Genomic DNA, 14515 nt, shown 5'->3' on the forward strand with positions numbered 1-14515 from the left:
TTTTAATAAATTTATATAGAAATAAAAAAACTTAAAGGATTTCATATATGTGTATATTTTATGAAATCCTTTTAAATTAAGACTAAAAAGGGGGGAATATGAATATTCCAGTAAATTTTACTAATTGGTTTGTTGCGTTATTACCAGTAATTATATTAATTATCCTTCTTGTTTTTTTAAATATGAAAGCATCTAAAGCAGCTGTAATTGGTCTTATTATTGCAACTTTAACAGGTTTTTTTATTTACAAAGGAAGCAAAGAATTAATAGCTTATGAAATTATAAAAGGAGCATGGTCATCTATTACAATATTGTTGATAATAGTAACTGCTATTTTGCTTTATCAAGTTGGAGTAGCTGCAAATGCATTTAATGTTATAAAAAACAAAATAAGTCATTTTATACCAAATGAATTACTTGCGATAATTTCTATTGGTTGGGTTTTTGTAAGTTTTCTACAAGGAATTACAGGATTTGGAGTGCCAGTAGCTGTAGGAGCACCATTGCTTATAGGACTTGGAGTAAAACCTGTTTATGCTGTTTTTATTGCGCTTATTGGACAATCTTGGGGGAATACTTTTGGAACTCTTGCTGCGGCATGGGATGCTTTAGCTTTAACAACAAATATGCAACCAGGAAGCCCTGAATATCAATTTACAGCGTTTTGGGCAGGAGTAATGTTATTGTTTTGGGTTATAATAATAGGTCTAGTTACATCTTGGACTTATGGCAAGATGGAAGGTGTAAAAAAAGGATTACCGGCTATAACAGTTATATCTTTAATAATGGGTGGAGGACAACTTTTATTTACCCGAATTAATACTACTCTTGCAACATTTATACCATCCGCAGTTGCACTTTTTTCGGTCATTTTATTGTCTAAATTAAAAACATACAATACTCCATGGAAAATAAGTGATTCCTTAATAATGGATAGAAACCAAGAAGTAGAAGAAAGTAGTATTAAAATTGATATGAGCTTATTACAAGCATTTATTCCATACATTGTTTTATCCTTGCTTACTTTAGGTTTACTAGTGATAAAACCATTAAATGATGTATTGTCTAAAGTGCAAATAGGATTTGCTTTTCCTGAAACAGTTACTGAATATGGATTTGTTAATCCTTCTATTGAAAAATACGCACCAATTACACCATTCACTCATGCAAGTTTCTTTTTGTTAGTTTCGTCTTTAGTTGGCTTGTGGTATTATATTTCTAAAGGTTGGATTAAAACTCAACAAATAGTAACTATAGTGAAAAATTCATTTAAAATGGCGCTACCGTCTTCGATTTCTGTTTTATCTTTGATAATAATGTCAAAAGTTATGGGAGGTACAGGCCAAATTCAAGTGATGGCTATGGGAATAGTTTCTGTTCTAGGGACAAAATACTTAATTTTATCGCCATTTGTCGGGTTTTTAGGAACATTTATTACTGGAAGTAATATGAGTTCTAATATTTTATTTGGGCAATTTCAGCTTACAACTGCTAATCTTCTATCAACGAATTCTTCATTTTTATTGGCAGCTCAAACATCAGGAGCATCAGTTGGAGCATCACTAAGTCCAAGTAATATAGTATTAGGTACAACAACAGCGAATATAGCAGGTGAGGAAGGAAATGTTATGAAGAAGATTATGCCTATTTCATTACCTGTGATATTATTATTTGGTATATTTGTTTTAGTTCGCAGTTTAATTTTTTAATATATTTATGAAGGAAGCAAAATTTGTTAATTAAAGAAAATAAAGATCAACTTAAAAAAAATTTAATAAATAAAAAAAACAATCTTAAAAATTTGAGATTGTTTTTAAACATGACTCAAAAAGAATTTATTAAAGATTTTTTATCTAATGATGATGGATATCCAGAAATAAGCGTATCTACATTATCAAATATTGAAAATAAAGGAGGAGTAATATTAGATGATATTATATCTAAAGTTTCTTCAATTTTAGGAATTAATAATTTGATATTCACATATGATAAGATGGATTTTTTGGGTATTATTGAAAATCAATACAATATAAATGTAGAAGATTTTAGTTTAGCAAAGAACAAAAAAAATAAATCAGTTACAAATTTAGTAAATAGACTTACTCTATATTTTGCTGAGGAGATGCTTAAAGGTAATCTCAAAAAAGGAGATAAAATTGAATCTGATAGAAAACTGGCAGAAAAAATGGATGTTGGGAGGTCAGCTCTCAGAGAAGCTTTAAAAGTTTTAGAAATAATGGGCATGATAAATATTAGACATGGTCAAGGTTCATATATAAGTGATCAAGAATCAAATTTTTTTGATGTACCACTTACATGGTCTTTGTTTATGAATTACAAACAAATATATGATGTATTGCAAGTTAGATCAATATTAGAAGAAAAGGCAGCAGAGCTTGCAGCTTTTTCTGTTGATAAAGAAAAACTTAACAATTTAAAATTAATTATTGATGAAATTAATAAATCTTATAGAGAAAAAGATTTTAGAAAATTTTTAGATTTAGATATGAAATTTCATATAGCAATAGCTGAATGTTCAGGAAATACAGTTATAATATCACAAATATTAAGTATTCAGAATTTACTAAAAAGCATGTCAAAATCAGGAATGCAAGATATATCAGAAATTGAAGCTATATACAATGAGCATTTAGCTATATATAATGCTATAGTATCTAGAAAAAATGATGATGCAAGGAGAGCTATGGCATATCATATGGGTAAATCATTTGATAGATATAAAAGTGATTATATTTAGAAAATAAATTTCAGAATTAAGGAATAGAAGAGTTAGATATAAAAATTTGGTAAAATAAGAAGATTAAATAGAAAAGGCTTGGTTATTTCCAAGCCTTTTTACTTATTGATATTAGAATGCATCCATGATTCTAGTCATTTTTAGTTGTTTATCCTTTAATGTTTTTTGTGCTGCTGCCAATCTTGAGATTGGAACTCTAAATGGAGAACAAGAAACATAATCTAAACCTAATTCATCAAAGAATGCAACAGATGTTGGTTCACCACCATGTTCACCACAAACACCAAGTTTGATTCCTGGTCTTGTTTGTCTACCTAATTTTACAGCATTCTTCATTAATTTACCAACACCTTTTTGGTCAACTACTTGGAATGGATCTTTTTCAAATATACCATCATCTAAGTATTGTGATAAGAATTTTCCAGCGTCATCTCTGGAGAATCCATATGTCATTTGTGTCAAGTCATTTGTACCAAATGAGAAGAATTCTGCAACATTAGCAATTTCATCAGCTAATAATGTAGCTCTTGGAATTTCAATCATTGTACCAACATGGTATTCAATTGTTTTGCCTTTTTCAGCAAAAATATTTTCAACTTCATCTTTAATTGAATCTGCTACAACTGATAATTCTTTAGCATCACCTGCTAGAGGAATCATGATTTCAGGTATTACATTAACACCTTCATCATGTAATCTTAATGCAGCTCTCATGATTGCTCTTGCTTGCATTTGATAGATTTCAGGGAATGTAATAGCCAATCTTAAACCTCTGTGACCTAACATTGGGTTTACTTCATGTAAATCATCAATAGCTTTCTTTTGTTCTAAAATTGTTACACCTAGTTCTTTAGCAACTATAGCGATATCTTCATCTGTGTGAGGAACAAATTCATGTAGAGGTGGATCTAATAGACGAATTGTAACTGATCTACCGTCTGCAACTTTGTAGATTTGATAGAAGTCTTCTTCTTGAATTGGTTCAATCTTAGCTAATGCTTTCTTTCTTTGTTCTAATGTTTTTGAAAGAATCATTTCACGTACAGCGTTAATTCTGTCTTCTGCGAAGAACATATGCTCTGTACGACATAAACCAACACCTTCTGCTCCTAAATCTAAAGCTTGTTGTACATCGTGAGGAGTATCAGCATTTGCTCTAACTTGTAATCTTCTTACTTCATCAGCCCATGACATAAATGTAGCAAATTTTCCTGATAATTCTGGATCTCTTGTTTCTAATTTACCTTCGTAAACTATACCTGTTGAACCATCTAATGAGATAATATCTCCTTCTCCAAGAACTTTATCTCTAATTGTAACTGTTTTTTCCTTTTCATTTACTTTTATTTCATGTGCACCTGCGATACAGCATTTACCCATACCACGAGCAACTACAGCTGCGTGAGATGTCATACCACCACGAGATGTTAAAATTCCTTTAGCAGAATCCATACCTTGTAAATCTTCAGGTGATGTTTCTGTTCTTACTAAAATTACAGCTTCTTTTTTAGCATTTCTTAACATAGCATCTGTTGCACTAAATGAAATGTAACCTGATGCTGCACCTGGTGATGCTGCTAAACCTTTTGTTAATACTGGAGCTTTGTCCATAGCTTTTTTATCGAAAGTAGGGTGTAGCAATTGATCTAATTGATTTGGTTCAATCATCATCAATGCTTCATCTTTTGTTCTTAATCCTTCTTCAACTAAATCTACAGCGATATTTACAGCTGCTTCAGCTGTTCTCTTACCATTTCTTGTTTGTAAAATGAATAGTTTACCATTTTCAATTGTAAACTCTAAGTCTTGCATATCTCTATAGTGTTTTTCTAATATTTGACCTGTTTCAAAGAATTGTCTATATACTTCAGGCATTTGTGTTTCTAATTCAGAAATATGACTTGGTGTTCTTATACCAGCAACAACGTCTTCACCTTGAGCATTCATTAAATATTCACCAAATAATGCTTTTTCACCTGTTGCAGGATTTCTTGTAAATGCTACCCCTGTACCTGATGTATCTCCACCATTACCAAATACCATTGATTGTACGTTAACTGCTGTTCCTAAATCATGAGGGATACCATTTAATTTTCTATATAAAATAGCTCTTTCGTTGTTCCATGATGCAAATACTGCGGCAACAGCATCTAAAAGTTGTCTTTCTGGTTCTTGTGGAAATTCTTCTCCCATTTCTTTCTTGTAGATTTCTTTATATCTTTTTACAACTTCTTTTAAGCTTTCTGCAGATAAGTCTTTATCTAATTCTACGCCAGCTTTTTCTTTTTCATCTGCTAATACTTCTTCAAATAATTCTTTGTCAATTCCTTTTGAAACATCTGAGAACATTTGAATAAATCTTCTATATGAGTCATATGCAAATCTTGGATTTTCTGTGTGTTTTGCTAAACCTTCTACTGAAATATCATTTAACCCTAAGTTTAATACTGTATCCATCATACCCGGCATGGATATTACAGCACCTGATCTAACTGAGAATAGTAGGGGATTTTCGTTATCTCCAAATTTCTTGCCTAATTTTTCTTCTGTTTTTTTTACATTTTTTTCGATTTCAGTTACAAGATCGTCCCATAATGTTTTGTTTTCTTGATAGTATCTTGTACATGCTTCAGTAGTAACTGTAAAACCAAATGGTACATTTATACCAAGTCTTGTCATTTCCGCTAAGTTTGCACCTTTACCACCTAGAAGGCTTCTCATTTCTTTTTTGCCTTCATCGAAACTGTATACATATTTCATTTTTGTTGCTCCCTTCTCATATCAATAAGTTTTTTTATTCTTTCTGATGTTTCCTCAATGGAAATATGAGTAACATCAATAGATTGGCAATTTAATTTTTGGATAACTTTATTTGAATAATCAAGTTCGATATTCACTCTTTCTAATGTAGCATACCCAGAGTCAACTGGAATTCCTAAAGATTTAATTCTTTCTTTTCTAATTTCGATTAATCTATTAGGATCCATTGTTAATGCAACGATTTTATTTGGTTCTATTTTAAATAGTTCATCTGGAAGATCTATTTCAGGAACCAATGGAATATTTGTAACGTTATATCCTAAATTAGACAAATAAATTGATAGAGGAGTTTTTGATGTTCTAGAAACTCCAATTATCACTATATCAGATTCATATATTGACTGAGGATTTATTCCATCATCATTTAAAAGAGCAAAGTCTACATGATTATTTCTTAGGCTTTGTTCTAAAATAGAAGGAATATTTCCACCTTTAGATATTTTAGAAAAAATACTACCTAGAAAGTTGTACACAACAGCATACACATCAAAATATTTAATATTTAGTTGTTTACATTTGTTTTTTACATATTCAGACATGTTTTTATTTTCAAAAGCGTAATATATGATTTGATCGTCTTCATATATTTCAAAATTGTATATTTGTGAAATATCATTCAGATTATCATATATTTTTATATCAGTTTGTAATTCTTGCATGAAGTAATTTCTAACCAATATATGTGTCAATGTTTTTGAATTCTTGTCTGATAAAATCCAAACCTTTTCATTCTGCATGTCGTTCTCCAAAATTAACTTACTATGTTTTTATTATACCAAAAAAAATAAAAATGTAAACATGAAATATAAAAGATTACTTTTTCATAAAAATATCAAAGAATTATAGTTAAATGTTGAAAAATAGATAAATTGAGTTATAGAAAATATTTTCATGGATTATAAATTGTCAATGATTTTCAAAAATGACATAAAAAAATGTCTTATTTCATTATTAAATCATTGATTTATATGGAAAGTTTTTGAAAAATGATTTCATAAATTAAATTGTTAAATATATTTAATAAAGAAAGAAAAATTATAGTTTTCTTTGCTAAGAAATTGAAGTCGAAATATATCTATGTTACTCTTAAATTAAGAAATCGATTTCTATATTGATATTTAATATATTAATTATAAAATAATATAAATATATTAAGTTGTATTATACTATAATGAATTTAGGAAAAGAATATAAAATCAAAATATAATTTACATAAAAAGCATATAGGTATTTTTACATTAGCTTTATTATTGATTTTGGAACCAATTTCTTTAGCTGAAGTAACTATGTTATGGAAAGCCACTTCAACTACATATGTTAAGTCTGAACATCCTGATCTATATTGGTCAGATGTTTATTATGGAACTGCTTCTGTAAGAGGGTCAGATAGAGTTAAGAAAAATAATATGATTTACTATTATGAGTGGACTTAGATTACATATGATGTACAAGGTGATATGTATAAAACAAGAGCTGATTAATATGGGAATTATAATCCTAATCAAATAATAAGAGAAATAACGGTTAAAGATAAATGGCATTTTGGACCTAAAACAAAAGTTTATTATAATTATTCAGTAAAAACATTAGGCAGTTATTTTAGTTAATATAATATAAATCGTGATATTAATGTTAATGCTCATAGTGATAGTGAGCAAAATATAAAAGGAGGACTACTTATGGAAGGTGAAATAATTATTGAAGATGTTGAAATTTTAGAAGAAGGTGTAGATAAACAAAATACCAAATTCAATGTAGAACAGGACTAGTTATGAAACTAAATAGAAATATATTGATATTAATTTTCATAATAAATCTATCTTTAATTTTAGGCTTTAATTATATAGTTTCGAGAGCTTTATATAATAATAAATATCAAATGCCTCCAAATCATTTTGAATTTGTAGCTACTAAAGATAATTTAAATATAGAGTATGAAAAGTTAAATAAATTCAATAGATATGGCGACTTAATTTTTATAGCTGAGACAAAAGATGAAAAACTTATTGGACTTTATGACCCTGATAACAAATATTATGCTGAGTCTACTAAAATATTAAATCCTTATGAATATAGATATTTTTCTGAAAATGACTATAAAAATGGTATTGATGTAGGAGTATATATTGGTTTGATTGATGATATTTTATATTCTAGTAATTTTGATATAAGTAGTTTAGATTCAAAATATAATACAGAAGTAATTAACTATTTTGATTATAATTCTGCGATTTATGAAAAGCCTATTGAAATAGTAAAAAATTTATTCGCTTTGGATGCTAAAGATATTACTAAAATATATGTAATTGATGAAGATGAAAATTTGAAAAAAAATAAAATAGTTAATTTTATGAATGATTATAATTATGATCTAGTTAAAACAAATCATTTTAAAACTATAAAGGAAGCTATAGGACTGTTATTTAATGGTAGAAGATATGATGTATTTATGATATCTAGTTTACTTTCTATTATATTAGTCTTGATATTGAGTTTGGCGTTGTATTCCAAGACAAAGTATAAAGACATTTATGTAAGTCAAATACATGGAGCTAGTAGATTTAGTTATATATTAAATTTATTTAAATCTAATATAGTTAGATTAATCTTTATAATTGCAAGCTCTACAGTTTTACCAGCATTGTATTTAAAACTTATACATGAGTATATGTTAAATTTAAGTATTATATTTATAATAAATATTTTTTTATTACTATTTATATTATTTTTCTTAAGCTTAGAAACTATAATTGTATTTAAGCATGTGTCAAAGTTAGGAGAATCAAATGAATTACAATAATATATATCTTGGTATTAGGGATATATTTAAAAATTTTAAAAATATCTTATTATTAATTATAATATTATCTTTAATATCTCAACCAATTGTAAAATCAATCGATTCATTGATAATTAATTTAACAGAAGAAAAAAAATTAGTTAATTATAGTAGAGAATATAATCTTGAATTGGTACCTATATCTTTTGAAGATATTGATCAAAATCTTAAAGAAGATGTAAATGAATTTTTTGAAAATAATGAAATAACTTCTTTTAATAGTGGTTATTTTTCCGAAAAAGTCGGCCAATATGTATACTTTTTTGATGGTAGAAGTGATCAGAAATATAATAATAAATCCTATATTTTATCAGATAGAAGTATTGAAAATGCTGTTTTAAATGAAGTTAATGACGATAATATAAAAAATAATATTTATGATATATTAAATGATTTAGGTTATGGATTTAATTTTAATGTATATGAAATAATTTCTGATGATGAAATCGATAATGTTTATAAATATATTGATAAAAGTGAACTAGTAGGAATAGTTAGTAATCTAGATATTTCAAATGTAGAAACGATAAATAAACTGGAAAAAGTATTTAATAATAGTTTTGCAAAGCTTAAAATTGTTAAAAGTGAAAAAACTGATGAAAATGATTTTTTATTTAAGTATATATTTGTATACAATTTTTTAAATATCTTACTTGTTATATTTGTTATTAACTATTTCTATAAAGAATTATTTAATAACTTAAGAAAAGAACATAAAATACATTATATTCATGGTGCTAGAATAAAAGATATTTTTATAAGAAATATCGTGCATATTATTTTAATAGTCTTATCATTTTTTATGATATTTTCATTTTTAAATGCTTTTAATAAAAATATAATTGCGCATGTGATAAAGACAATTTCAATATTTTATTTAGTGATATTTTTGATAAATAATATAGTATTTTGTAAGAAATTAAGTAAATCAATTTTAAGTTGAGGTTAGCATGATAAATTTAGAAAGTATAACAAAATCGTATAAAAATAATCGAGATGTCCAGATTTTAAATAGTGCAAATTTGATTATTGAAAAAGGAGAGCATATATTAATAAAAGGTGAAAATGGTTCTGGAAAGACTACAACACTGAAGATAATAGGGTTACTAGATCATGATTTTTCTGGAGACTATTATATAAATGGTGAAAATATTAAAGAGATTAAATCTAAAGAACTAAGTAAGCTTAAAAATGAGATGTTTGGCTTTGTTTTTCAAGATTATTTGCTACTTGAAAATGAATCTGTTGAAGAAAATATTAAAATACCACTTATATATTCCAAAAAATATAAATCAAGTGAAAAAAGAGATAGAGTAAAAAATATTGTAGAAGAATTTGATTTGAAAAAAATGTATAAAAAGAAAGTAAAAAATCTATCAGGAGGAGAAAAGCAAAGAGTAGCTATTGCTAGAGCTTTGATAAATAATCCTGATGTATTGATATTAGACGAGCCTACGGCATCACTTCATACAAATTATAAAGAAAGTTTTTATGAGTATATTTTAAATATAATACCTAAAAGTACAACTATTATATTAGTTAGTCATGATACTAATTTCTTTGACATCAATAAATTTAAAGTTTATGAATTAAAAGAAGGAAAATTAATAAGGGATTAGATTAATATTATTGTTAATTAAATAGAATAAAATCAAATGTATCGGGAGAATTTGAAAAAATAGGAATACCCGATACATTTTTATTAGGGTAAGTACCGGGAGAATGTCAAAAACAAGGTTACCCGATACTTCATTGAATACTTGACTAAAGAATTGACAAATACTATAATAAAATAATAATTATAAGTAAGATAGGGCGAAATTTACTTTGGAGGCGTAATGAAAAATTTAGAAAAAAATTATGATCCTAAATCATTTGAGAATAGGATATATACAGATTGGGAAAATGGGGGGTATTTTACCGCTCAAGTTGATAAGTCTAAAGAGCCTTTTACAATAGTCATGCCGCCACCAAATGTAACAGGGAATTTACACATGGGGCATGCATTGGTCTCAACTCTTCAAGATATAGTTATAAGATGGAAGAGAATGTCAGGTTATTCAACACTTTGGTTACCTGGTACTGACCATGCAAGTATTGCGACAGAAGCAAAAGTTGTAGAAAAAATTAGAAATGAAGGTCATACAAAATTTGAACTAGGAAGAGAAAAATTTTTAGAAGAAGCATGGGATTGGACTCACAAATATGGTGGAAATATAAAGAAACAACTTAGAAAAATAGGAGTTTCTGCTGATTGGTCAAGAGAAGCATTTACACTAGATAAAAATCTATCAAGTGCTGTTGAAGAAGTTTTTGTAAAAATGTACAATGACGGACTAATTTATAGAGGTGAAAGAATTGTAAATTATTGTCCATATTGTGATACTGCAATATCGGATGCAGAAGTTGATCACAAAGACGAAAAAGGTAATTTATGGTATTTTGATTATCCATTAAAAAATTTAGATAGAAAAATTACAATTGCTACAACTAGACCGGAAACAATGCTAGGAGACTTGGCTGTTGCAGTAGATCCAACTGATGAAAGATATCAAGATTTAATAGGGGAAATGGTAATTTTACCTATAGTTAATAGAGAAATACCTATTATTGCAGATGACTATGTTGATAAAGAATATGGTACAGGTGTGGTAAAAATTACACCATCTCATGATCCTAATGACTTTGAAGTTGGACAAAGACATGATTTAGGTCAGTGTGTTGTTATAGAACATGATGGCAAAATATCTGATGGTTATGGAGAATTCTCAGGATTAGATAGATATGAAGCAAGAAAAAAAATAGTTGCAAAAATGGATGAATTAGGTCTATTAGGCAAAATAGAAGAATTAGAACATGCTGTAGGACATTGTTCTAGATGTGGGACAATAATTGAACCACTTGTTTCAAAACAATGGTTTGTTGCAATGAAAGAATTAGTAAAACCAGCTTTAGAAGCATATACTAGTGGAGAACTTAAAATCATTCCTGAAAGATTTGGAAAAATTTATGTAAACTGGTTGGAAAATCTAAGAGATTGGAATATTTCAAGACAGTTATGGTGGGGACACAGATTACCTGTTTACTACACTGAAAATGGAGAAATCATTGTTTCCAAAGAACAACCGGATGAAAGTGTTTATGGAAAAGTTACAAGAGATAGTGATACACTTGATACATGGTTTTCATCTGCGTTGTGGCCATTTTCAACATTAGGTTGGCCAAATGAAGATGCTGAAGATTATAAATATTTCTTCCCAACAAATACGCTTATAACAGGTTATGATATTATTTTCTTCTGGGTAATAAGAATGGTATTTTCATCATTATATAATACTGGAAAACTACCATTTAACACAGTATATCTAAACGGAATTGTTAGAGATAGTCAAGGTAGAAAAATGTCTAAATCATTAAATAATGGTATTGACCCACTTGATGAAATCGATAAATATGGTGCAGATGCTATAAGATTTAATTTAGTAAGTGGAAATTCACCAGGAAATGATATGAGATATATCGACGATGAAGTTAAAGATAAGAGAAATTTTGCTAATAAGATTTGGAATGCATCAAGATTTATATTCATGAATATGGAAGATGAAAAAGAATATAAATTAGATAGAGGTAAATTAACAATCGAAGATAAATGGATAATTTCTAGAATTAATACATTATCAAAAGATATTGATAGATTATTAAATCAATATGAAATTGGTATTGTTGCAGTAAACTTATATGAATTTATATGGTTTGAATTCTGTGATTGGTATATCGAATTTGTGAAAACAAGATTACATGATGAAGGCGAAGTAAAAGATAATGCTTTAGCAGTATTATTATATGCTTTAGAAAATATCTTGAAATTATTACATCCATTCATGCCATATATCACTGAAGAAATTTATTCTTACTTGCCAAATAAAGAAGATTTAATAATAGTTGCAAATTATCCAAAATATGAAGAATTAAATCATTATGAATGGGAAGAAAAAGCAGTTTCTAAACTTATCGATGCAATTACATCATTGAGATCTCAAAGATTAGAATTGAACGTACCAAATAAGAATAAGTCAAAATTATATATATTTACTGAATCTGATGAAACAGCAGGAATTTTCTCTAAATTATCAAATAATTTAATTTCATTAGCAAACCTGAGTGAAGTTGAAATTATTAGAGAAGATAAAGAAATAGATAATGTTGCTGTAACAGTAAAAGATGATTATAAATTATATCTTTCATTAGATGGTCTTATTGATTTAAAAAAAGAATTAAGTAGATTAGAAAATGAAAAAGATAAGATAATTTCAGAGTTAAATAGAGCTAAAGGGAAATTATCAAATGAGAAATTCACACAAAAAGCTCCTAAAAATTTAGTTGATGCTGAAAAAGAAAAAGTTGAAAAATACACTAATATGCTTAATGAAGTAGAAAAAAGTATTGAAGATATTAAAAATAAATAATTATATTAAACTTTAATGGAAGGTAATTTATGAATAGAAAAAAAGTTGTATTATTTAGTGAAGAGCAAATTCAAGAAACTGTAAAAAGAATGGGAAAAGAAATTACAGAAGCTTACGGCAATGAACCAATTTATGCAATTTCCTTATTAAGAGGGAGTTTTGTATTTGCAGCTGATTTAGTTAGAAAAATAGAAACTCCAACAGTTGTAGAATTTATGACTACATCAAGTTATGGTGACAATGAAGAAACTTCAGGTAGAGTAGATATTATTAATGATGTAAGATTTGATTTGGAAGGAAAAAATGTTTTAATAATTGATGATATATGTGATTCTGGTATTACACTTAATGCTATTGTTAATCATATAAAAGAAAAAAATCCTAAATCAATAAAAACTGCTGTATTTTTAGACAAACCAGAGAGAAGAAGGGTAGAAATTTATCCTGATTTTATTGGACAAGAAATTGAAGATTTATTCGTTGTAGGATACGGATTAAATTATGGGGATTTTTATAGAAATTGTCCATATATTTTCGCATTTATGAAAAGTGAAGAATAATGTATAATAGATTTTCTGATTTTTATGATGAATTAGTATTTGATATTGACTATGAAAAATACGCTAATAATATTTTTACTATATTAAATAAAAATAATATTAAGACTGGAAACATACTTGAAATTGGTTGTGGTACTGGAAATTTAACATCTGAATTATCAAAATTGAAAGATTTTAATATACTAGCTTTTGATAATTCTATAGAAATGCTTAATCATGCATTTGTAAAATTATTGGATAAAGAAAATGTAACAGTAATCCTACAAGATATGTATAAATTTGATTATAATTCATTTAAGAATGATGTAATTATAACTTTACTTGATGTTGTAAATTATATAACTGATGAATCAAAACTAGAAAAACTATTTAAGAATATATATGATGGATTAAATGAAAATGGTGTATTTATTTTTGATTTAAACAGTAGATATAAATTATTAGATGTATTAGGAAATAATCAATATATCTATGAAAGAAAAAATATTTTTTATACATGGGAAAATCGACTTGAAGAAGACTTAGTTCATTTTTATCTAAACTTTTTTGTTAAAGATAAAAATGGATTATATGAAAGAGTTGAAGAAAAACAAGTTGAAAGATATTATTCTATTGATTTTATAATTTCTAAATTAAAATCTGTTGGATTTGATGAAATTTATTACATTGATGAAGATGGTGGAGAATTTTTAGAAGGAAAAACTCAAAGAATTTTATTCTCTGCAAAAAAATAATTTGATAATATATTTTTTTCTGATATCATATATCCATAGTGAAAAGAATTTCACTATTAATTTGGGAGGATAAAATGACAAAAGGCACAGTAAAATGGTTTAATGCTAAAAAGGGGTATGGATATATTACTACTGAAGAAGGAAATGATGTATTTGTACACTTCACAGCTTTAGAAGATAATGGAGAATTTAGAACATTAAATGATGCTCAAGAAGTTGAATTTGAAGTTGTTGAAGGTGAAAAAGGACCTCAAGCTGCAAATGTAGTTAAACTATAATAATATAAATAAAATTCTTAATATTGATTAGAATTGAAAATTTTGAGAGGTTGAAATTAA

At 27.1% G+C, this 14515-nt stretch carries 12 protein-coding genes; 10 read left to right on the forward strand and 2 right to left on the reverse strand.

What is annotated here, in order from left to right; genetic code table 11:
• Positions 1–98 precede the first annotated feature (98 nt).
• Positions 99–1709, forward strand: a complete 1611-nt coding sequence (locus tag ABGF48_RS06495) for an L-lactate permease (RefSeq protein WP_408105527.1) — start codon at positions 99–101, stop codon at positions 1707–1709.
• A 23-nt stretch (positions 1710–1732) separates the two neighbouring features.
• On the forward strand, positions 1733–2758 hold the full coding sequence (locus ABGF48_RS06500; protein ID WP_408105528.1) for a FadR/GntR family transcriptional regulator: 1026 nt from the start codon (positions 1733–1735) through the stop codon (positions 2756–2758).
• Positions 2759–2869: 111 nt separating this feature from the next.
• Here ABGF48_RS06500 and ppdK read toward each other — a convergent pair whose 3' ends face one another.
• Positions 2870–5518 (reverse strand): pyruvate, phosphate dikinase, encoded by a 2649-nt coding sequence (ppdK, locus tag ABGF48_RS06505; RefSeq protein ID WP_408105529.1) that lies wholly within the window; start codon positions 5516–5518, stop codon positions 2870–2872.
• The gene (locus tag ABGF48_RS06510) at positions 5515–6315 is read right to left on the reverse strand and encodes a kinase/pyrophosphorylase (protein ID WP_408105530.1); all 801 of its coding nucleotides are present in this window, start codon (positions 6313–6315) and stop codon (positions 5515–5517) included. Before ABGF48_RS06510 ends, ppdK begins: the two co-directional genes overlap by 4 nt.
• A 549-nt stretch (positions 6316–6864) precedes the next feature.
• On the opposite strand from ABGF48_RS06510, the gene ABGF48_RS06515 reads away from it, so the two are divergent.
• From ABGF48_RS06515 to ABGF48_RS06550, 8 genes are all read left to right on the forward strand, one after another.
• Positions 6865–7011 (forward strand): hypothetical protein, encoded by a 147-nt coding sequence (locus tag ABGF48_RS06515; RefSeq protein WP_408105531.1) that lies wholly within the window; start codon positions 6865–6867, stop codon positions 7009–7011.
• A gap of 338 nt (positions 7012–7349) precedes the next feature.
• Positions 7350–8378 (forward strand): hypothetical protein, encoded by a 1029-nt coding sequence (locus tag ABGF48_RS06520; RefSeq protein WP_408105532.1) that lies wholly within the window; start codon positions 7350–7352, stop codon positions 8376–8378.
• Positions 8365–9360: a hypothetical protein gene (locus ABGF48_RS06525; protein WP_408105533.1), complete on the forward strand. Its 996-nt coding sequence runs from the start codon at positions 8365–8367 to the stop codon at positions 9358–9360. Before ABGF48_RS06520 ends, ABGF48_RS06525 begins: the two co-directional genes overlap by 14 nt.
• 7 nt (positions 9361–9367) lie before the next feature.
• Complete coding sequence (locus tag ABGF48_RS06530; RefSeq protein WP_408105534.1) at positions 9368–10036, forward strand: ABC transporter ATP-binding protein; 669 nt, start codon at positions 9368–9370, stop codon at positions 10034–10036.
• Positions 10037–10255: 219 nt separating this feature from the next.
• On the forward strand, positions 10256–12883 hold the full coding sequence (locus tag ABGF48_RS06535) for a valine--tRNA ligase (RefSeq protein ID WP_408105535.1): 2628 nt from the start codon (positions 10256–10258) through the stop codon (positions 12881–12883).
• Between the two features lie 29 nt (positions 12884–12912).
• Positions 12913–13443, forward strand: coding sequence for a hypoxanthine phosphoribosyltransferase (gene hpt / locus ABGF48_RS06540; RefSeq protein WP_408105536.1), 531 nt, complete (start codon positions 12913–12915; stop codon positions 13441–13443).
• Complete coding sequence (locus tag ABGF48_RS06545; RefSeq protein WP_408105537.1) at positions 13443–14177, forward strand: class I SAM-dependent DNA methyltransferase; 735 nt, start codon at positions 13443–13445, stop codon at positions 14175–14177. Before hpt ends, ABGF48_RS06545 begins: the two co-directional genes overlap by 1 nt.
• A gap of 74 nt (positions 14178–14251) precedes the next feature.
• The gene (locus tag ABGF48_RS06550) at positions 14252–14455 is read left to right on the forward strand and encodes a cold-shock protein (RefSeq protein WP_408105538.1); all 204 of its coding nucleotides are present in this window, start codon (positions 14252–14254) and stop codon (positions 14453–14455) included.
• Positions 14456–14515: the final 60 nt, after the last annotated feature.

It is taken from the genome of Helcococcus bovis, from assembly GCF_046035835.1.
Classification (GTDB): domain Bacteria; phylum Bacillota; class Clostridia; order Tissierellales; family Peptoniphilaceae; genus Helcococcus; species Helcococcus bovis.